Source organism: Sphingobacterium sp. ML3W, from assembly GCF_029542085.1.
GTDB lineage: Bacteria > Bacteroidota > Bacteroidia > Sphingobacteriales > Sphingobacteriaceae > Sphingobacterium.
In genome coordinates, this window is sequence record NZ_CP107036.1 from 1,174,262 (window position 1) to 1,194,411 (window position 20,150).

General features: G+C 37.9%; 18 protein-coding genes and 1 tRNA gene. 9 read left to right on the forward strand and 10 right to left on the reverse strand.

The features are described from left to right. The first annotated feature begins 223 nt into the window (after positions 1–223). Positions 224–1,750, forward strand: a complete 1,527-nt coding sequence (gene eptA, locus OGI71_RS04995) for a phosphoethanolamine--lipid A transferase EptA (RefSeq protein ID WP_282254254.1) — start codon at positions 224–226, stop codon at positions 1,748–1,750. Positions 1,751–1,801: 51 nt separating this feature from the next. Here the strand turns inward: eptA and OGI71_RS05000 are convergent, their stop codons facing one another. The 6 genes from OGI71_RS05000 to OGI71_RS05025 all read right to left on the reverse strand — a co-directional run bounded on the left by OGI71_RS05000 (position 1,802) and on the right by OGI71_RS05025 (position 7,946). Then, positions 1,802–2,353 (reverse strand): dihydrofolate reductase family protein, encoded by a 552-nt coding sequence (locus tag OGI71_RS05000; RefSeq protein WP_282254255.1) that lies wholly within the window; start codon positions 2,351–2,353, stop codon positions 1,802–1,804. Positions 2,354–2,487: 134 nt separating this feature from the next. Further along, positions 2,488–3,072, reverse strand: a complete 585-nt coding sequence (locus tag OGI71_RS05005; protein ID WP_282254256.1) for a hypothetical protein — start codon at positions 3,070–3,072, stop codon at positions 2,488–2,490. A gap of 155 nt (positions 3,073–3,227) precedes the next feature. Continuing rightward, complete coding sequence (locus OGI71_RS05010) at positions 3,228–4,121, reverse strand: metallophosphoesterase (protein ID WP_282254257.1); 894 nt, start codon at positions 4,119–4,121, stop codon at positions 3,228–3,230. A gap of 258 nt (positions 4,122–4,379) precedes the next feature. Further along, positions 4,380–5,930 (reverse strand): M20/M25/M40 family metallo-hydrolase, encoded by a 1,551-nt coding sequence (locus OGI71_RS05015; protein ID WP_282254258.1) that lies wholly within the window; start codon positions 5,928–5,930, stop codon positions 4,380–4,382. 141 nt (positions 5,931–6,071) lie between these two features. Next, a complete protein-coding gene (locus OGI71_RS05020) occupies positions 6,072–7,166 on the reverse strand; it encodes a DNA alkylation repair protein (RefSeq protein WP_282254259.1) in 1,095 nt (364 codons plus the stop codon). Positions 7,167–7,523: 357 nt separating this feature from the next. Next, the gene (locus tag OGI71_RS05025) at positions 7,524–7,946 is read right to left on the reverse strand and encodes a MarR family transcriptional regulator (RefSeq protein ID WP_282254260.1); all 423 of its coding nucleotides are present in this window, start codon (positions 7,944–7,946) and stop codon (positions 7,524–7,526) included. Positions 7,947–8,017: 71 nt separating this feature from the next. Between OGI71_RS05025 and OGI71_RS05030 the strand changes: the two genes are divergently transcribed. The 5 genes from OGI71_RS05030 (at position 8,018) to OGI71_RS05050 (ending at position 14,553) form a co-directional block, all read left to right on the forward strand. Next, the gene (locus OGI71_RS05030; RefSeq protein ID WP_282254261.1) at positions 8,018–10,273 is read left to right on the forward strand and encodes an excinuclease ABC subunit UvrA; all 2,256 of its coding nucleotides are present in this window, start codon (positions 8,018–8,020) and stop codon (positions 10,271–10,273) included. A gap of 168 nt (positions 10,274–10,441) precedes the next feature. Continuing rightward, positions 10,442–12,859, forward strand: coding sequence for a heavy metal translocating P-type ATPase (locus OGI71_RS05035; protein WP_282254262.1), 2,418 nt, complete (start codon positions 10,442–10,444; stop codon positions 12,857–12,859). Positions 12,860–12,896: 37 nt separating this feature from the next. Next, entirely contained in the window at positions 12,897–13,118 is a 222-nt protein-coding gene (locus OGI71_RS05040; protein WP_282254263.1) for a heavy-metal-associated domain-containing protein, read from the forward strand. Positions 13,119–13,559: 441 nt separating this feature from the next. Then, a complete protein-coding gene (locus OGI71_RS05045; protein WP_282254265.1) occupies positions 13,560–13,826 on the forward strand; it encodes a hypothetical protein in 267 nt (88 codons plus the stop codon). A 160-nt stretch (positions 13,827–13,986) separates the two neighbouring features. Continuing rightward, positions 13,987–14,553, forward strand: a complete 567-nt coding sequence (locus OGI71_RS05050) for a TlpA disulfide reductase family protein (protein ID WP_282254266.1) — start codon at positions 13,987–13,989, stop codon at positions 14,551–14,553. An 86-nt stretch (positions 14,554–14,639) separates the two neighbouring features. On the opposite strand, the gene OGI71_RS05055 is transcribed toward OGI71_RS05050, so the two are convergent. Together OGI71_RS05055 and OGI71_RS05060 are read right to left on the reverse strand one after the other, a co-directional pair. Beyond that, positions 14,640–15,335 carry an alpha/beta hydrolase gene (locus tag OGI71_RS05055; protein WP_282254267.1) on the reverse strand — a complete coding sequence of 232 codons (696 nt, stop codon included), beginning with the start codon at positions 15,333–15,335 and terminating at the stop codon, positions 14,640–14,642. A gap of 61 nt (positions 15,336–15,396) precedes the next feature. Beyond that, positions 15,397–15,981 carry a Crp/Fnr family transcriptional regulator gene (locus tag OGI71_RS05060; protein WP_282254268.1) on the reverse strand — a complete coding sequence of 195 codons (585 nt, stop codon included), beginning with the start codon at positions 15,979–15,981 and terminating at the stop codon, positions 15,397–15,399. Positions 15,982–16,124: 143 nt separating this feature from the next. Here OGI71_RS05060 and OGI71_RS05065 point away from each other — a divergent pair, with 143 nt between their 5' ends. Together OGI71_RS05065 and OGI71_RS05070 are read left to right on the forward strand one after the other, a co-directional pair. Further along, the gene (locus tag OGI71_RS05065; protein WP_282254269.1) at positions 16,125–17,009 is read left to right on the forward strand and encodes a cation diffusion facilitator family transporter; all 885 of its coding nucleotides are present in this window, start codon (positions 16,125–16,127) and stop codon (positions 17,007–17,009) included. Between the two features lie 254 nt (positions 17,010–17,263). Continuing rightward, positions 17,264–17,833 carry an outer membrane beta-barrel protein gene (locus OGI71_RS05070; protein ID WP_282254270.1) on the forward strand — a complete coding sequence of 190 codons (570 nt, stop codon included), beginning with the start codon at positions 17,264–17,266 and terminating at the stop codon, positions 17,831–17,833. A gap of 187 nt (positions 17,834–18,020) precedes the next feature. Here the strand turns inward: OGI71_RS05070 and OGI71_RS05075 are convergent, their stop codons facing one another. Continuing rightward, positions 18,021–19,052 carry a Gfo/Idh/MocA family oxidoreductase gene (locus OGI71_RS05075; RefSeq protein ID WP_282254271.1) on the reverse strand — a complete coding sequence of 344 codons (1,032 nt, stop codon included), beginning with the start codon at positions 19,050–19,052 and terminating at the stop codon, positions 18,021–18,023. Between the two features lie 525 nt (positions 19,053–19,577). Here OGI71_RS05075 and OGI71_RS05080 point away from each other — a divergent pair. Beyond that, positions 19,578–19,910, forward strand: a complete 333-nt coding sequence (locus OGI71_RS05080; RefSeq protein WP_282254272.1) for a transcriptional repressor — start codon at positions 19,578–19,580, stop codon at positions 19,908–19,910. Between the two features lie 121 nt (positions 19,911–20,031). Here OGI71_RS05080 and OGI71_RS05085 read toward each other — a convergent pair. Then, positions 20,032–20,105 (reverse strand) — tRNA-His (locus tag OGI71_RS05085). Positions 20,106–20,150 lie beyond the last annotated feature (45 nt).

Here is a 20,150-nt window from a genome sequence, read left to right on the forward strand (position 1 = left end):
GTACTAAAAGAAGGTGATTTTAGCCGGATTGCGCAACAAACGCTATTTTTTATCGCTGAAATGTGAGATTTGAAATCGATTAATATTAGGAAAAATTATCCGTTTTTTATTTTATTATTTCTTATTTTCGGCACGGTATTAATCATCGGAATAGTTGACGGAAATTGGATGTTTTTCTTGCTTTTCGTTGGTTAACATAGATATTTCACTTTATAAAACTATAATGTTTAAGCTAAAAAATAACATAAAGATAACCCATTTCGTGTTATTAATAAGTATTCTTAATTTTATATTTTTCCATATCCCTTTTTTCTCATTTGTTTTTAAAAATATTGATTTTAAAAGTCTGAATGGCATTGTTCTGATCCTAAGCTTAGTGATTTTAATGCTGGTTTTAAACGCTTTTGTACTCTATTTAATATTTTTTCTGTCACGCCTTGTTGGCAAAGTTTTGCTGATTTTCTTTTTCATTGGCAATTCCATCGCGGTTTATTTTATCAATACCTATAGTGTTATCATAGACGAAACGATGGTGGGGAATATCCTCAATACCAATTACGCAGAGTCGAGTAGTTTTTTCTCTATTAAACTGATTTTATATGTCGTTCTATTGGGTATCCTACCGAGTATCTACATTGCAAAAGTGAAAATAGAAAATGTGAAATTAAAGCGTTTTCTTGTTACTTCTGCGCTCAGCCTATTGTTTATTATTGTTCTGATTTTTGCGAATGCGAGTAATTGGTTATGGATCGATAAAAATTCAAAAACGTTAGGCGGGTTAGCGATGCCTTGGTCTTATACGGTAAATTTCACACGTTTTTATATTCATCAGCAGCAGGAAAATAAAAAGGAAATCTTACTTCCTGATGCCAAAATAATGGATAACAAAAAGTCCGTTGTTATTTTGGTAATAGGTGAATCTGCTAGAAGTCAGAATTTTTCGTTGTATGGTTACAAGAAAAATACAAATCCCTTACTATCCAAGATCCCGAATCTACATCATTTTGAAGCTACTTCCTGTTCCACTTATACAACCGCAGGTGTAAAATGTATTTTGGAACATAAAAATAGCGGGGATTTATATGAGATATTACCAAACTATCTGTTCAGGAATGATGTAGATGTTGTCTGGAGAACTTCCAACTGGGGCGAACCTCCGGTTCACATCAAGGATTACAAAAAAGCAGAACAATTAACATCGAATTGTCAAGGCGAGGGCTGTAGCTATGATGAGGTTCTTTTAGCAGGATTAAAAGAGCAGATATTAGCCAGTAAAAAGGATAAAATATTTATTGTACTACACACAAGTACAAGCCATGGGCCTACTTATAGTAAAAAATATCCTGCTCAATTCGAAATGTTTAAACCTGTTTGTAATAGTGTAGAGTTGGGAAAATGTTCTAAGGAGGAACTTGTCAACGCTTATGACAATACTATTGTATATACCGACTATATCCTAAATCGCTTGATAGAAGATTTAAAAGAATTGAAGCAGTACCAAAGTGCGATGCTTTTTGTTTCTGATCATGGTGAATCTTTAGGTGAAAACAATTTATATATGCATGGACTGCCAATGAGTATCGCTCCTAAGGAGCAATATGATATTCCTTTTATCGTTTGGGTTTCTGATCCAGCGAAAGAGCTAAAACCCAATAAAATATTGACCCAGAACCATGTATTTCACAGTGTTCTAAACTTTTTAAATATACAGAGTCCTATTTATGATGAAAATATGGACATCTTTAAATAGCATCCAGACCAATGGTGGGAATCGTTTACAAAAGGCGGAGTATGCGATTGTTTATTGGGGAGTAGGCCTGTAATATAGAATTGTGGCACCACCAGCAAAGGTTTTAGTCTTTAGGTATGTCAGCTGTATTTTTCTGTTTATGTTGTTGAATAAAGGCAAACCATTTCCAGCGATAATGGGGTGAATACAAATTTGATATTCGTCTATAAGGTCGCTTTTTGTCAATGCAACAATTAGACTAGGACTACCTATCAAAATATCTTTGCCCGGTAGTTGTTTAAGCGCCAGAATCTCGTCAACGATAGTTCGCTTTGCCAGTCTTGCACTATCCCAATCCAGATTTTTTAGGGTTCGTGAAAAGACGACTTTCGGTATAGTGTTCATGACATGCGCAAATTCGTCTGAGGATTTATTACCACTAGAGGTTGTTAGGAAGGCCCGCCAATATTCCATGAGCTGATAGGTTATCCTGCCATATAATATTGTATCAGACTCTCGTAATAAGTCGGTATAATGTTGATGAATTTCATCATCAGGAAGCATTAAAGTATGATCGCAAAAGCCGTCTAGGCTCATATTAATCGCCGCTATTACTTTTCTCATATCGTGCTTTATATTTCTATTCACTGAATTTACGAAAAAGCAGGGGACTGTTAACTTTTGATAGAAAATAATTTGGGCATTAACCAATTACTGATGATTGAGACAGATAGCCATGTTATGGGAAATTGGGGAGCTTATTCGTCTACAATAGTTAAGTTGCTGACTACTTCGAAAGTTGAGACGTGGTAATCGTCTCCAAAAAATAGACCATTGATGTAATGTTGAATTGGGTAAAAAAGGTCTATCGGAATACCTTTATAGAAAGTTTTGAAATCGTTTGGAATAGAATAAGCATGATTATACCTTCCCTTGCCGAGACTGATACCACCTATTTTTTTTAGGTAGCCAGTTATTTTGTGTTTAGAGGAATTGGAAAACTGTTCACTTGTTTCCAGGAAATAATCCTGAATATAAAAATTTCTTATATTTTTCAATTTGATTGCGGAGGTTTTATCCAGTTTTATCCTTCGCGAATAGGATATATCAGTTAAAATGCACGTTGCTTTCTGCACTGTCGAAACATCAATAAAATAATCTCCATCGACCAATAGATGCTTACTATCTTTATAGATGCCCAGGATCATCTCGTTGATTTCTCTATCAGAATAATCCATTATATTTGAAGATCTCCCAAACTTTTCGAATTGCAGTCCGCTATCTTTGACATTTTTCCTGATTTTATTTAGCTCATATTGCTGAAAAGTCCTTATTTTTTCCATATCCGTTGCGCATTATATTTAGCACTTTAAAGATAATTTTAAAACTTTGCTTTCAATCTCTTTACAGGCATCTAATTGCAATTTGAATCAAATCTAATTTAACAGTACGCTAACGCTTAAGTAACAAATCACCCAATATTGGGGTGATTCTGCTATTAAAAATCAAATTCTCTGGAGGTCATACGACCCTGACCGTTCAGGTCTATTCGGTGGGGGGATAGTTCCAAAACCCCATAAGCATTTTCATTGTTGGTTTCGATCATTCCCTCAAGTGTAATCATGGGAATCCCTTTATAGTTAGCAAAGTTACCAGGATGATGATGTCCCGAGATAACTGCTTTCACACCAGGGTATTTTTCTATTATGGCCAATATATCCCTGTTATTGAGTGTTTCAAGTCCGTTTTCTGGAAATAAGGGATGATGGGTGAAGATGATCACACTCTTAGCATCTTTTTCTGCTTTTTTTAGCTGTTTTTCCATCCATGCAAGTTGTTGTGTGCTGATGCCACCATTCCATAGCTGTGTATTTTTCCGTTCCTTGAGTTTCAGCTGGTTATTTAATGCTTGCCAAGCAGCGCGCTCAGCTGAAGCTTCTGATGTTGCGTATTCGCTGAGTTCATTGGTGTTAAGGAGAATAAATAACCAATTACCTTTTTCTATGATATAGTAAGGGGCGGGCATGCGATAGGCCTTGTAGAGTGTGGCACCGTCTTTCACATCGACATAATCATGGTTGCCCAGTAAATTGTAAACTGGTGTATTGAGTTTGTACAGATGCTGCAAGGCCGGAGCCAAATCTTTTGTCCCCACATCGACTAAATCTCCTACCATAACCGTAAAATCCACGCCAGCTGCATTTATTGCTGTCGTTGCTGAATTTAATTTCGAAAGTGAATTGCGGTAAAATCGACTCCCTTTGGTGTTCTGATCAGCATATTGTGGGTCTGCAATTAAACCTATTTTCAATGGAGCATTCTTTTGTTGGCCAAGGCTCACACCATGTAAGAGGACAAGTAAAAGGGAGAATACTAAAATTTTAATTTTCATTCTGGATTATTTTAGATTTTGCATGCCATAGGGCATCTATTGGTTATATTCCTAATTAGTTGTTAAGCTTTTCGAAATAGATGCCATTAGGCTTATGTCTCGAAAACGAACTGATTAGACCACTGATTTTAATTTTGGTTCTTTTGCTTAATCGGTGGTTCTTACAAACATACGTGATTTTTTTACGTTTAAAAGTAGAAATTAATAGCAATCGATTGCATAAAATTCAGAAAACCATGGTGCTACACTGGATATCCATTATTTAGATGATGGTATTTGCTCGTCATAATTTCGCATGATATAATAGAAATACGCAATCATTTTCATATAGTTTTCGATACTGATATATTCATTGGTACTGTGCATGCTTTGCTGTTCGGAATGATTGATTTTGATTGGCATAAATCGGTAAATATTCTTGCTGAGCTCTTGGTATTTGATGGCATCTGTACCACCAACGGTCAGGTATGGTGTGACAATAAGGTCAGGGTATAACTTTCGAATGGAGGCTTCCATCATCTGATACGCTTTCGTATCAATAGAAGATACACTGGAGGCCTCCCGGGCATTATCAACCTGTTCTATTTCGACATCAAAACCGGCTGTCGCTTTCTTAACGTGTGCTTGAACTTCCTGAATTGTATTTTCAGGCAATAGTCTAAAATTGACAACAAATTCGACTTCTGGTGACAGTACATTGGGGGCATCGCTGCCTTTCATCATCGTCAGCGCTGTCGTGGTGCGTACCAAGGCGTTGGTAGAATGATTTTTAGTTAACTGGGCAAGTAGGATAGGTTCCATCAACCATCTATTTGCTATCGCAAGGCGCGAAACAAAAGGCATTGAACCACCTATCTGCTGAAAAAAACGCTGAATAAGTGGACTGATCATCGGTTTCATCTGCTGTTCTTCGAGTCGTTGCATGATCACCGCGGCTTTGCCAATGGCAGTTTCAGACGGCGGCATAGATGAATGTCCACCTAGACCTTTAACTTTGATCTTTAAAGACAGGAACCCCTTTTCAGCACAGCCAATTAGTGCTACATCTGAATTTATTCCATTAACAGATCCTTTCTCCAGAATGAGTCCTCCTTCATCGTAAACAGCTTCAAATCGTAGCCCCTTGCGTTTGAAATCCGTTGCTATTTTGCTTGCCCCAAGTTCGCCACCAACTTCCTCATCAAAGCCAAATGCAAAATAGATATCACGCTGAGGCCTTTCCTTATCCAACAGTATTTTCTGCATGGCTTCAAGTAATGAAAAGAGCATCCCTTTCATATCCAATGTTCCGCGCCCATAAATCCGACCATCTGCTACAGCACCAGAAAAAGGGGCATAATCCCAATCTTCTGCTATTGTGGTAACTGGGGGGAGTGGTTTGTCTGAAGGACGGAAAACATGTTCGGACTTGTTTTTAATTTCAGCTGAACCTGGAGGAACAACATCATAATGGGACAAAAATAGGAGTGGTAATAAATTGCTATTGCTACCCTTAAGTTTAAAAACTAAACCATAGGAATGGACTGTATAGATCTCCAATTGCTGGTGGATAAGGGGATAACTTGCTGCGATATACTGCTTAAAAGTATCAAATGGGGCGTATGCGAATAAATTTGGGTCACCATTGGAAACAGACGGTATCTTAATTCCCCCAGCTAATCGGGATAAGATGCTATCATTGCTTATAGGCTGGAATGCTTGTGCATCGTATTTTTTTGTCTTGGCAAAAGGGAAGAGCAATGTGTTGATCAATAAACCAACAAAAATCACAATCAGTAATAGCAATAGAACCAAAAGTAGCTTCTTCATAATAGCGTTGTTTGCGGTGGAACGTTTATATCAATACCATCTCAAATAGAGACCTATGGATAAAAACATCATACTGCCCACTTTGTTTTAGGTTGAGATCTGGAGCCCGAATCAACCAGCGCAAATGTTATTTGAAAATTATCAAATCAAGTCAAATTCCATTTCCGATGTTTCCCTGCCATTGACAATAATGGAAATCTTATGTTTACCAATATAGAATTTTCTGGTGGTTATTACCTTAAATGATTGTCTGCGCTCAATCCGATTTTTTTCAGCTGATAAATAGATCTTCTCGCTAATCTTAAATACTTTACGGGACATTAAACCATTTGATTTTTGATAATATAATCCATACTCCAAGCGGAGTGGTTTTGATTGCGCATGTGTATTTTCGATCTGAAATGAAAAAAAGACATATTCACCAATTTTTACATATGGTGTTTCAATGCGTAGATCGGAAACCTCAAAATCTGTTCCGTCCAAACCATAGTAGTGTAAAATCTCGGGATGCCCTTGTTTAAGTAATGTGCGGCAGCCGTGTTTAATGATTCCGTCTGTATCTTTACTGATCCCTTTCCAATTTTTCGCAATGGCCAGCAAAATATCGGGGTTATCTTTAGAGATATCGTTTAAATTGTTAGCGACACTTCTTCTTACAGTTTCTGATACATCATTTTTTAGTAAATCCAAAATAGACAAAATAGGGCTTGGATCTTTCTTCAGAAAGGGGATAGCCATAGCCCATGGTAGTCGTGGACGAATACCTTCGCTTGCCAAACGGCGAACTTGTGCATTCGGGCTTCGTGCCCATTGTTCCATTACACTGATCATCCGTTCTTTATACTTGATAATAAAAGGGCGAACAGCAAATTCACAAGTGATGAACTGTGTAATTATTTCAAGGGATTGCACGGCGGTTTCAAAATGCTCAACACCATAAGTTTCGATGTAGTCAGGGAATATAATATATTCAAGTCCACCAGGATACCCTGCCGCAATTAGATTCTCAACAACTTGAGTGATTAAGGCGATTGCCTCGGGAAAATTGGATGGCATAAATTCATGCAAGGTTTGTGTTGTATGTTTGGTCCTTTGCTTCCATTCCATATTGTTGAAATCAGCGCTAAAGATTCTCGTAATAAATTGCTCTTTATTGAAATCGGGATTTACCTGACTAAACTGATCTGCAATTAGTTGATAGAAATTAAGCGAATAGATATCTTTGATAAGACTCATAAATATTTTATATAATTCAAATATATATTTAAAACAAGATGTGGCCACAACTTGACCGAAGTTTCATCGTGCCAAGTTGTTAATTAGAGACAAAATTAGATGATAGAACTGACAACTGCTTGTCAATAGCTAAATATGTTGAATCACAAATAAACATCCTGTTGCTGATAAGTTTTTCAGGTATTCGGTATAGCATATTATTTCGTACTTTGAATTCGAACTTTAGCTCTAGTAGCTGTAACCGTCGTTGTATCTCATTGGGTTGCAATAGTAAAGACCATGATCCTTTGCAATAGTGACTGGTTGTGAATTACTTACGGTATTTAAATTAACGAGAGGCAGCACTAAATCATCGTATTAATCTTTTACCTGTTGCATAAGCTTATGAAGAAGTAAAGTAAGTGTTTTTAATTCATCCTTTGCCAAAGAGCGTGAGGCTTTTTTTGCAATACTTTCCCTAAAGTTTTCCGAATTATCAATGATATATCGACCTTCATCAGTCAGGGTCAGATCAAAAAATCTACGATCTATTGTAGATTGTTGTTGCTTGATCAGCCTATTTTCGGTCAAAAATTTAAGCTGCTTAGAAATAGCAGCCTGACTGATCTGAAAGGCTTCAGCGATCTGCTTACCAGTAACCTGATGACCTCTATAAATATATTCCATTATATTGTAATGTGTGGCGGTTACCCCATGTATATTTCCTCGGTTCATATTGGCTAATATAAAACACTGTAGATCTGTAAAGACCTGATAAAAATCAATTTCGCTCTTATTCATAAAACAATAGTTTAGTTAACTTTGTTAAGTATTATGTTTAACTAAGTTAATCAATCCCAAAGATAATTAAAATGGATTATATCGTCATTGTAAATGCAAAGCAAAACAATCTGAAGAGTATTTCGCTCAACATCCCCAAAAGAGAGATCACTGTTTTCACGGGTGTATCCGGTTCAGGAAAATCGTCTTTGGTATTTGAAACGATCGGAGCAGAAGCACAGCGGCAGTTTAACGAGACTCAGACGAGTTTTATCAGAAATCGTTTGCAGCACATCGGGGTTCCAGAAGTAGATAAGATTGAACACTTAAATGTACCTATTATTATCAATCAAAAAAGGCTAGGTGGGAATGCCCGTTCCACAGTAGGTACAGCTACAGATATCTATAGTTCATTGCGATTGCTTTTTTCTAGAATGGGTACTCCGTTTGTGGGATATTCCAACGTATTTTCATTTAACAACCCATTGGGTATGTGTCGTGAATGTGAAGGACTTGGTTTTGTACAGACCCTTGACATTACACGACTTTTGGATATGGAAAAATCTTTGAATGAAGGTGCAATCGCATTTCCGACATTTCAGCCCGGGGGATGGCGCTTAACTCGATATACTTTATCTGGATATTTTGACAATGACAAGAAATTAAAAAATTATAGCAAATCAGAATGGGATATGCTTTTGAATGCGACGGAACATAAACCCAGATTCCCTGACAAACAATGGGGAAAGACTGTGAAATACGAGGGCTTAATTCCTCGTATCGAAAAGGCATTCTTAAAAAAAGATTCGAAGGAGAATATAACTCGTAAAGAGGCTCTCAAAAATGTTATAATCACAAAAAAATGCCCTGTATGTAACGGCACAAGGCTAAATAGAAAGGTGCTATCGTGTAAAATATCGGGGAAAAGTATAGCGGATTGTGCATCACTCTCGGTGGACGAACTACTTGATTTCATAGCTACCATAAGCTCTAAAACTTATCATGTATTATTAAATGAACTGAGCAAGAAATTACATGATATAGTCAATATCGGCCTTCAATACCTCACGTTGGATAGACGTACAGATACCTTATCTGGTGGAGAATCTCAACGCATCAAGATGGTGCGTAATCTCGGTAATAGTTTAACTGATTTGCTCTATATTTTTGATGAACCGAGTATTGGTCTCCATCCTAAAGATTTGCAAAATATCGGAACAATTATTCAACAGATCAAAGCGAAGGGCAATACTGTAATTATTGTAGAACACGATCCAGATTTAATTAGAATTGCAGATTGGGTTGTCGATATGGGGCCGGGATCCGGAAAATCAGGTGGTGAAATCGTCTACGAAGGCAAATTTGAAGGACTGCAATATTCAAAAGGAAAAACAGGATCTTACTTTGGCCGATGTTTCGATTTCAATCAGACACCAAGAAAGGCCCAAGGTTATCTGGAAATAAAGAATGCGAGCTTGCATAATTTGAAAAATATCCATGTAAGAATACCCAAACAGGTGCTTTCTGTTGTCACAGGTGTCGCCGGTTCAGGTAAGAGTACGCTGATCAACAAAATATTGCCAATGTTTTATCCAGAGATTAAAGTAGTTGATCAGGCACTATTTGCGGCCAGTGTACGTTCAAATCTGCTCACGTATCTTAATTTATCAGATTTGATCAGGAAGCTTTTTTCAAAAGCAAATAAAGTCTCTGATAAATTATTCAGCAGAAATAGTTTAGGGGCATGTGAAAATTGCAACGGATTGGGCGTTGAGAAAATTGATCTGGCTTTTATGGATGATATTGAACAACCTTGCGAGCTATGTGGTGGTTCAGGATTCACAGCACAGGTACTAGATTATCATTATAAGGGTAAAAATATAGTCGATGTTATGAATATGACTGTCACGGAGGCAGCTGCATTCTTTCCCGATGAGTCCTTTCATGATGCTTTTAACATGTTATCCAACCTTGGCCTAGGTTATCTCAGCTTAGGACAGCGACTAGATAGCTTTTCAGGTGGTGAACGACAGCGCCTGAAGCTTACAAGGGAACTCAACCAAAGGAATGGTATAATAGTCCTCGATGAGCCAAGTACGGGATTACATCCATCTGATACACAAAAACTATTGAACTTTATAGATGAACTTGTGAAAAATAGGAATACTGTTATTGTGATCGAACATAATCTTGACATCATTGCTCAGGCGGACTGGGTGATAGATATTGGTCCAGGAGCTGGCAAATATGGTGGTGAGCTGCTCTTTGAAGGAACAGTGGCTAACCTGTTGGAAGATAAGATATCAATAACTGCTATATATTTAAGGCAGCATTTAAAAATGACTTAGGATAAATAAACGGGGTCTACTCTTAGATCAGATTAAAAGTTTAATCTTATATTTAGGAATTGTAGGATAGAAAAGAAGCCATAATATTACAAATCAATTCCGTAATTCTGTAATGATTTACTCCAGGTTTGTGGCCAAATTTGTAATGTAAGATTAATACATACAGATATGGCTACAAATAATTATAACGAAACAATTTATATTCCTTTGGAGGATGTAGAAAGTGAACATTGCGCATTAATTGTTGAAAAAGAGTTGGCCTTGGTAAAGGGGATAGAGAGCCACAAAGTTGAACTGAACAATCGTAGGGCGGCTATTACTGTCAAAAATAATGAGGTTGTAGCTAATGCTGTGAAAGCTGTTAAGGATCTTGGCTATGGCGTGTCGACAGTAGTCAAAACATTTCCCGTGTTAGGAATGACTTGTGCTTCCTGTGCAGGGAGTGCAGAAAGTATGGTAAAATATGAATCTGGTGTAGTGAATGCTTCTGTAAATTTTGCTACAGGAAACTTGACTGTTGAATATCTTCCGAATATCACTGATGCCGCTAAAATTCAAAAAGCTGTACAAGCAGGCGGTTATGATCTATTGGTGGAAGACGAATCTACGCAACAAGAAACGTTGGAATCTATCCATGCTGAAAAATTCCGGACACTCAAAAGCAAAACGATATGGGCAATTATCCTATCACTTCCCGTGGTGGTGATCGGTATGTTTTTCATGGATATTCCATATGCAAATCCAATCATGTGGTTCTTTGCAACACCTGTTGTACTCTGGTTGGGTAAAGACTTTTTCATTAATGCATGGAAACAAGCAAAGCATCGTTCAGCAAATATGGATACCCTGGTTGCATTAAGCACTGGGATCGCCTATATTTTTAGTGTTTTCAATATGTTATTTGCCAATTTCTGGCATCAGCGGGGGCTGCATGCGCATGTGTACTTCGAAGCTGCAGCGGTGGTTATTGCCTTTATCTTGCTTGGGAAATTATTGGAAGAAAAAGCGAAAGGTAATACTTCTTCGGCTATAAAAAAATTAATGGGATTACAGCCCAAAACAGTCATGGTCATACAATCTGACGGATCCGAAATACAAGTTGCAATAGAAGCCGTAAAAGCAGGTGATATTATCTTGGTAAAACCTGGTGAAAAGATTGCTGTGGATGGTATGGTCACTGTGGGCGATTCCTATGTTGATGAAAGCATGTTGAGTGGTGAACCGGTTCCGGTGTTCAAAAAAGAAAACGAAAAGGTTTTTGCTGGTACGATTAACCAGAAAGGTAGCTTTCAATTCAAAGCGGTCAAAGTAGGTAAGGAGACGATGTTGGCGCAGATCATTAAAATGGTTCAAGACGCCCAGGGTAGCAAGGCTCCAGTGCAAAAGATGGTCGATAAGATTGCCGGAATATTTGTTCCAGTGGTGATTGGTATTGCCTTATTTACCTTCGTATTGTGGTTTATTCTGGGCGGTGAAAATGGTGTGGTACAAGGGCTGCTGGCTGCTGTAACAGTATTAGTTATAGCCTGTCCCTGTGCGCTTGGCTTAGCTACGCCCACAGCAATTATGGTAGGTGTTGGCAAAGGGGCAGAGCAAGGTATTCTGATCAAAGACGCAGAGAGCTTAGAGCTTGCCAAACGTGTCAATGCAATTGTCTTGGATAAGACTGGAACAATTACCGAGGGCAGACCGCAGGTAACAGGTATCCAATGGTTGAACAGCGATGATACGACAAATGCAATACTATTAAGTATAGAAAAGCAATCTGAACACCCCCTTGCGGAAGCGGTAGTTAACCATCTTGAAGGTGTAATAGGAACGTCAATATCGGCATTTGACAGTATTACTGGGAAAGGAGCGAAAGCCAATCATGGTCTGGAGACTTACTATGTTGGTAACAGGAAACTATTGGTTGAAAATGGCATCGCTATCTCAGAGCAATTGCAGGATCAGGCAGAACAATGGAGTGAGGAGTCGAAAACTGTTATCTGGTTTGCCAACAGTACCCATGCGTTAGCAGTGATCGCTATTGCTGATAAGATTAAGGAAACCTCGGTATTGGCCATTCAAGAGATGCAGGCAATGGGTATTGAGCTTTATATGCTTACAGGCGATAATGAATCGACTGCCAAAGCTATTGCAGAACAGACAGGCATTAAGCATTATAAAGCAGAAGTGATGCCGCAAGATAAAGCTGACTTCGTAAGAGCGCTCCAACAACGCGGAAAGGTAGTGGCGATGGTCGGTGACGGTATTAACGACAGTACAGCATTGGCAACTGCGGATGTCAGTATAGCGATGGGTAAAGGAAGTGATATTGCTATGGATGTGGCAAAAATGACAATCATTTCCTCGGATTTGAGTAAAATACCACAGGCAATCCGCTTGTCGAAACAGACGGTGGCCACCATCAAGCAAAATCTGTTTTGGGCTTTTATTTATAATGTGATCGGTATTCCAGTTGCTGCAGGTATACTCTTCCCAATCAATGGTTTTCTTTTGAATCCCATGCTCGCTGGAGCAGCAATGGCCTTAAGCAGTGTTAGTGTCGTGAGCAACAGCTTGCGTTTAAAATGGAAAAAATAGATAGTAATAGTAAATAATAACTTTAAAATTAAATAACATGGAAAGCAAAAATATTCAATTCAAAACAAACCTCAACTGTGGTGGCTGTGTATCCAAAGTAAGTGCCGATTTAGACAATGCAGCAGGGATCTGTGAATGGAGCGTCGATACATCAAACAGTGATAAAATTCTTACAGTAAAATCGAACGGTATCTCTGAAGAAGAGGTTATAGAAATTGTCAAAAAGAGAGGGTTCATTGCAACGTCACATTCTGCATAAATTGAATGCGGGAATTAAGAAAAAGTCGTCCTTTATCCGGGACGACTTTTATTTTTTGACTTAAGTTGTTACAAGGCCATAGGGTCCTCTCAACACTTGAAAGTGACTATTGTCTTGCCTATACTAACCGACTGATATGAGCAACAACAAGTATGGCTGAATTGGGTGTTTTTTTATCGCTAGCCCAATCTTTTTATGAAGAGGTCTAGTTATATAGACTGCCTGTTGAAGAAAAGCAATAGCCTTTAAAAATAAATAAAAATAGCTTAAGCTACTTGTGTGCTAGCGCAAATAAGCTTATTTTAGCCATTAATGGGCAGCATTAAATCTAATATTCTCAGAAGCTATGGACAATACATTACTATTTTGGTAATGTTTATTCTTGTATTGCTCACATCCTGCCCAATAAAAAATGGAATCAAAAGTCTCATAGGGACACCAATGAATACGGAACAGGGGAGAATAGCGGATCGGGCCATACCCCTTGATAACGGATTTGAGCGCTGTAGTGAGTCGGTAGATAATGGAAATGTCCGACTAAGCTTTGTACAGGAAACTCTTCTTTTACCAAATGATGTGCAAATCCTTAGGTCGTCTTATCCTTTTAGCATAAAGGAGCATCTGCAACTGTCGGCTAGTCGAAACGGTCGCCAGAAGATTGTGCATACTTTACCCATTTTTCTCCAATATCGAACATTACGCATTTAGAATTCTTTTTCAATCAGTTCTGTCTTCACTAGGAGATAGTCTTGATATTCATCTGTTTTTATACGGTGAGAACCATTAAGATAAGGAACAAATAAACAGTTGGCGGTTTTTTTGTGTTAGTGTATAGATAATTAAAATTTAGTAATTTACATATATAATAATGAATATAAAATTTAATAGGATTATAACAGGTTTTGGACTTTTTATTATTGCTGCAAGTGTTTTGACTGCCTGTGGAAACTCGGCAGATGGTAACAAACCCAAAGCAGAAAAAGAGCAAGCTCAAGCTGTTAAAGAAGTTGAAGAGCCAAAAATGACCGACGTTTCCTTCAAAGATAAAGCCGGTAATGTTGTTAAACTAAGTGATTTAAAAGGGAAGGTTGTCTTTATCAATTTCTGGGCTACCTGGTGTCCACCGTGTATACATGAAATGCCGTCCATTAATACCTTAAGACAGGGATTCAAAGACAACAAAAATATAGTATTCCTAATGGTTGATGTCGACAATGATATTGAGCAATCGGCGGCGTTTATGGAGGAGAACAAGTATGATTTACCACTATATACCGCAACGGGAGAAATTCCACCAGAATTTTTGGGTGGATCCATTCCTACAACGGTGATTTTGGACAAAAATGGACAAATTGTAGAACGTTTGGAGGGGAGCAGAGATTATGCAGCTCCAGAGATTGCAAAGGCTTTAGTAGAGCTGACAAAGGCAAATTAGCATCACTAGAACATAAGGAAAGTTGCAAGGACTAAAAAGAGCTAAGTAGGTTTAACACCTATTTAGCTCTTTTTATGATTTTTGCGCTAAGATACTGCTTCAACCGCCTCTTTGATCAATGCTGTAATTTCGTTTGGATGGGTAGCTAGTGAAGCGTGGCTGGCCTCCAAATGAATAATTTTACGAGCATTAATTCGTTCCGCCATTTCTTGTTGAGTCACTGGCGGTATCATATGATCATTGTCTGATACCTGATACCAGCTGGGTTTTGTTTTCCAAGCTGGCTCTCCCGCCTCTGCCGAAAAAATACTTCCATGTGTTGGTTTCTGTGCCAAGGACATTGCGATCGCATCTTTTTCATCTAAATCTTGAGCGAAACTTTCGTGGAATTTATCGTATTTTATCCATAGAAATCCTTTTTCATCAGGAACAAGGTTGGCCGCACCAGACGGTGGTTCTCTACGGCCGAAAATACCGCCCAAACTTTCGCCCTTGTCCGGAGCAAAGGCAGCGATATATACTAAGCCTGCAACTTTTTCATGATGTCCAGCGGCGGATATTACCGCTCCACCATAAGAGTGACCAACCAGAATAACTTTACCCGCTTGTAGGTCGATCAAATCTTTGGTCTTTTGGATATCGTCTTCGGCAGATGTCAATGGATTTTGTACGCTTCGTACCGTATACCCTTCCGCATGAAGATTCGTGATAACGTGTCTCCAATGAGACCCGTCTCCCCAGGCTCCATGGACTAAAATAATTGTTACATTTTGATTTCCCATATTCGTTGAAGTTTATAGAACAAATATATGTTTAAGTTGCTATTAAACATATTAACTTAAGTTAACGTTTTAAAATTCGTCGACGGATTCTACTTAGCGAAGGTGGTTTAACGCCGAGATAGCTGGCTATATGTTTTTGGGCTACGAGCTGAAAAATTTGTGCATTCTCGGCGAGTAGATTATTATACCGTATTTCTGGTGAGTAATATAACAACTCTTCGATTCTCTTTTTAGCCCCGAGGTAAATGACCTCGGTCATCTTTCGCCCAAATTCTTGCCAGTAAACATCCTTTTGATAGAGTTTTTGAAGGTCATCTTTGTGTAGAAGTAATACCTTGGCATCAGATACCGCTTTAATATTCATACGCGACTTCGTATTACAAAGGATACTTTCGTAATCGGTAAAAAAGTAATTGTCAAAATGGAAATTGAACGTTACATCTTCTCCGTTATCATTTATATAAAACGTTCGCATAAAACCGGTTTTTAAAAAACCTAAGTATTGACATTTTTCGCCTTCTTTCAAAAAGAAATCGGACTTTTTATAGGTTGTCGATTTGAGATAACTACAAAATTCAGGATAGTGTTCTTCATCGACCAAAAATAGAGGTCCAAACTTCGTGTATTCGTTTACAATCTCAGACATTGCTGGTAAAAATTTTAAGCCACAATAATTTTGTATTAAAATTATTGAAAACTTTTGATAGTATGTCACAACATTGAATCATATACTTTCTTTACAGTTGACTATAAAATATTACCTTCGTAATACATCACAGCAACAATGATATGTCCCAAACTAAAGAGCAAACAGCGATAAAAACTACCTATTTCAGTATTATCGGAAATACAATGTTGGCTTTGCTGAAATGGTTTGCAGGTTTTTTTGGAAATTCATATGCACTTATAGCAGATGCGATTGAATCCACCACAGATATTTTTTCTTCCTTTCTAGTTCTTCTTGGATTAAAATATGCCCAGCGGCCTGCTGATGAAAATCATCCCTATGGCCACGGAAGGGTAGAACCACTTATTACGTTTATCGTTGTAGGCTTTCTCATTGTATCAGCTACGATCATTGCATATGAAAGTATAGAAAATATTGGGACACCCCATGAACTGCCGAAGCCCTGGACATTATTCGTTCTCGGAGGAATCATTATCTGGAAAGAAAGTTCTTACAGAATTGTGATGAAAAAGAGCCGAGAGACCAATAGTTCTTCGCTAAAAGCGGACGCATGGCATCATCGAAGTGATGCAATTACTTCGGTGGCGGCTTTTATTGGTATATCTATCGCTTTAGTGTTAGGAAAGGGATATGAGAATGCGGATGATTATGCTGCGTTATTTGCAGCGGGATTTATTTTGTATAATTGTTACCATATTTTTAGACCTGCTCTTGGTGAAATCATGGATGAAAATGTTTACGAGGAGGTGATCGAGGAAATCAGAAAATATGCTTTGGAGGTAGCGGGTATAAAAGCGACGGAGAAATGCTATGTTCGAAAGTCGGGTACAAAATTTCACGTCGACCTACATGCTATTGTGGATAGTGAGATCACGGTGAAAGAAGGTCATGCACTGTCTCATGAGCTCAAAGACTATCTGATCGAACATATACCCGACCTCGGTCATGTTATGATCCACATCGAACCGAGTACATATATAGACTAAATGGCTATGTTTGGCAAGAATTAGCCTGTTCGTATATCAAATAGCGATGTTCGTATAATTTTGTCAATTTGTATTTATTTTTCCTTTAGCTTTATTCTAAATAACAATTTATTTCTCTGGACATAGATTGTCTGTAAGTTTTCTCCTCCTATTCACGATGAGGGTGCTTTGTTAAATATACATGCAGTTATGTTGGATGGATTGTTGTGAGAAGCTTATATCGTAAATAACATTGTATGCTAGTCAACAAAAGAATGAAAATAGTATTTGCCGTAACAGTAATTTTTGGAATGTTGTGTACACATAAAGCGTTAGCGCAATTTGGAGTGGGACTTAGGGCCGGCGGGAATCTATCTGGTTCAAATGGTTCGGCTTTTCGTTCCGGTAAAAGAATCGGTTTCCAGATCGGAGGGGATCTTAGCTATCATTTTAACAAAAACATAGCGTTACAAGCCGAACCGGTCTATAACTTAATGCGGATTCGTAACAATGATCAGACTGCAGAAAGTGAATATGGGATAGGAGCCGGAACCAGAAAATTGGAATATATGAGTGTGCCGTTGTATCTAAAGGTAAATTTTACCCGTACAATTGCGATTATGGGGGGACTGGATTTTAATTTTTTGCTCAATGATGACCGTTACAAACTAAACAACGGAGAGAACGCATTTCGTAGTAAGCCGAGAACAGGATACAGTTTAGGTGCAGAATTGGGTAAGGTTTATTTTCGATATCGAAAATTTAATAGAACAAATGATATTATTGACAATTGGACTGCGGATATTGAACAATATCAACTGGGATTCAAATTTGAGTTATTTTAAAATCGATTTCAATGCAAAATCCATTTGTGAAAGACTTTGCTAAACGATTAGTTTTTAATGCATAAAAATTGATATTGGCAATATAAACAGGAGAGGACCATCCCAATTTAATTGGGATGGTTTTTTGTTTTAAAAGCTTCTGCTTTTTGTGCTAGCGTATTTACGGTTATCTTATTAATGTTATATGCTAGAGGTTATTATCGGCAGATAACATTTCAATTTGCCATCTGATATGGTCCATTGTAATTGGATATTCGACCTCATTGACAAGATTCTCATAGATGGCGTTGAATAATAGATTATAATCTCCTTTATGTGGAAGCGGATAAGAAATATGCTTTTGATTTGTGTTGTCGACAGTTACCAGTTTACCCTCACTGCCATTCGGTTCGACACCATAGGTTGGGTTATTGGGAAGCATGCCATCAATCAGTTGCTGTTCTTGCACATCAGCCATCGCTTTTATGAAGCTTCCTTTGGTACCATGTACCACAAAAGCGGGCAAGGGATCGGCCACAGCAAGGCTCCCCGTTAGAAATACATTAAGTTCATTGGAGTAGCGTAAATGATAATGGAAGTAGTCTGCTACCTGCGAGTCGGGCCGATTAATTGAAGTTGTTTTGCTAAATTTCGATGGTTTTCCGAAAAGCGAAATAGCCTGATCTATAATATGAGGCCCCAGATCATAGGTGAGACCACTCGAAATATATTGGTTATTTTCCTTGAAATATTTTTGACCTAATTCCATTTTATAGCGGTCGAAGCGGAAAGATACTTCGGTCAATTTACCAAGATTGCCGCTTTCAATAACTTTCTTTACATCGAGAAAATGGCTGTCATAACGTCTGTTTTGATAAAAGAAAATCCGCTTCCCACTTTTTTTGCTGACTTCGGAAAGTTTGTTGAACTGTGTTATATTTTCCACGGCTGGTTTTTCGATCAGGACATGTTTTCCTGCTTTTAGCGCCTCTGTCGCGAACTCAAAGTGTGTATGATTTGGCGTGTTTACGATCACCAGTGTTATTGTATCGTCCGCCAATAATTGATCTACGGTATCATAGCTTTTTATTTCGGGATAAAGTTCATGTGCTATTTTCTGAGACCGTTCGACAACGGCAACTAGGTTAAAATGTGGGTTGATATGGATGAAAGGTGCGTGGAAGACGCGACCCGACATACCAAAGCTTAAAATTCCGGTATTGATCTTGGTCTTTTTCATTTTTATATGATCTTGTTGAAGCAAGGTTATTTGCTGTTGAATATTCTTTTTGTAATTACTTCTATGAACCGTTGGACCGAAGTAGGGTCTGGATATAAATATAAGTATATCTTGTCTTATTTTAGATCGATCCTCACATATTTGGATTGATTTTTCTTTGGGAAAATCACATTTGCCGTCCACTTTATCTGGATCTTGCCTATCGATACCTATATACCATCATTGTTCATTACAAATCTGTGATAACAATAGGCCAGCGAAATACGCCGAATTTAGGGGATATAAAGAAGTACATTTCTTACTCGAGTAAATATATCCAGTTGCTTTCATTCTTAAGAGTAACTTAATGTAGTATCACTTGATATGATCAAAGACAAGATAATTCTTGAAGAAATAATGAGCTATGTGCAATAGTTTAGTGAATTTTATTTAACTGATTATTAGTTGATTGTGTTTTATTCACTGTGAGTATAGTTTTTTACCTTCGGTATTTTAAAACTTATGCAATATATAATATAGAGTTGGATGGCAAGATATGGGAGCGAAACCAGGTCATCGGACTTTACTATTTATTGTATAAGAGATATGGAAGTTTTAATCAGCTCATTAACAAGTAAAGGACACAAATTAACACCTCAACGCCTACATATTATCAAGCATTTGTGGCGCAAAGTTATTATTGACAATATTGACGACCTCTATGTTGAGTTACGAACAATACAACATATCAGTTGGGCAACTTTGTACTCTACAATTAAATTGCTGCATGCTCTTGGTTGGCTCGAACTGCGTGGGAATGGCCCTAGAGGACGATATTATCGTTGGATCAGGAAAGATGTCAAAGCAGTGGGCGTGTAGAAAAGTGTTTCATGTTGCAAGTTATAGATAGGGGAAGTAAATTGTCGTGTTGTTGAGTAAAAATATAGCCGGTACAAAATGGAAAAAGGGCAAACCAATTTGTTTTGATTTGCCCTTTTCGGGTAAGTAATCGGGCTCGAACCGACGACCCCTAGAACCACAATCTAGTGCTCTAACCAACTGAGCTATACCTACCGTGATTTTGATGATACAAAAGTACGATTAAACCCTATTCCCTCC

What these genes read in the sequence shown, in the direction of transcription:
- eptA (WP_282254254.1), top strand. Translation starts at nt 224, where the DNA reads ATGTTTAAGCTAAAAAATAACATAAAGATAACCCATTTCGTGTTATTA.
- OGI71_RS05000 (WP_282254255.1), bottom strand. Translation starts at nt 2,353, where the DNA reads ATGAGAAAAGTAATAGCGGCGATTAATATGAGCCTAGACGGCTTTTGC.
- OGI71_RS05005 (WP_282254256.1), bottom strand. Translation starts at nt 3,072, where the DNA reads ATGGAAAAAATAAGGACTTTTCAGCAATATGAGCTAAATAAAATCAGG.
- OGI71_RS05010 (WP_282254257.1), bottom strand. Translation starts at nt 4,121, where the DNA reads ATGAAAATTAAAATTTTAGTATTCTCCCTTTTACTTGTCCTCTTACAT.
- OGI71_RS05015 (WP_282254258.1), bottom strand. Translation starts at nt 5,930, where the DNA reads ATGAAGAAGCTACTTTTGGTTCTATTGCTATTACTGATTGTGATTTTT.
- OGI71_RS05020 (WP_282254259.1), bottom strand. Translation starts at nt 7,166, where the DNA reads ATGAGTCTTATCAAAGATATCTATTCGCTTAATTTCTATCAACTAATT.
- OGI71_RS05025 (WP_282254260.1), bottom strand. Translation starts at nt 7,946, where the DNA reads ATGAATAAGAGCGAAATTGATTTTTATCAGGTCTTTACAGATCTACAG.
- OGI71_RS05030 (WP_282254261.1), top strand. Translation starts at nt 8,018, where the DNA reads ATGGATTATATCGTCATTGTAAATGCAAAGCAAAACAATCTGAAGAGT.
- OGI71_RS05035 (WP_282254262.1), top strand. Translation starts at nt 10,442, where the DNA reads ATGGCTACAAATAATTATAACGAAACAATTTATATTCCTTTGGAGGAT.
- OGI71_RS05040 (WP_282254263.1), top strand. Translation starts at nt 12,897, where the DNA reads ATGGAAAGCAAAAATATTCAATTCAAAACAAACCTCAACTGTGGTGGC.
- OGI71_RS05045 (WP_282254265.1), top strand. Translation starts at nt 13,560, where the DNA reads ATGAATACGGAACAGGGGAGAATAGCGGATCGGGCCATACCCCTTGAT.
- OGI71_RS05050 (WP_282254266.1), top strand. Translation starts at nt 13,987, where the DNA reads ATGAATATAAAATTTAATAGGATTATAACAGGTTTTGGACTTTTTATT.
- OGI71_RS05055 (WP_282254267.1), bottom strand. Translation starts at nt 15,335, where the DNA reads ATGGGAAATCAAAATGTAACAATTATTTTAGTCCATGGAGCCTGGGGA.
- OGI71_RS05060 (WP_282254268.1), bottom strand. Translation starts at nt 15,981, where the DNA reads ATGTCTGAGATTGTAAACGAATACACGAAGTTTGGACCTCTATTTTTG.
- OGI71_RS05065 (WP_282254269.1), top strand. Translation starts at nt 16,125, where the DNA reads ATGTCCCAAACTAAAGAGCAAACAGCGATAAAAACTACCTATTTCAGT.
- OGI71_RS05070 (WP_282254270.1), top strand. Translation starts at nt 17,264, where the DNA reads ATGAAAATAGTATTTGCCGTAACAGTAATTTTTGGAATGTTGTGTACA.
- OGI71_RS05075 (WP_282254271.1), bottom strand. Translation starts at nt 19,052, where the DNA reads ATGAAAAAGACCAAGATCAATACCGGAATTTTAAGCTTTGGTATGTCG.
- OGI71_RS05080 (WP_282254272.1), top strand. Translation starts at nt 19,578, where the DNA reads ATGGCAAGATATGGGAGCGAAACCAGGTCATCGGACTTTACTATTTAT.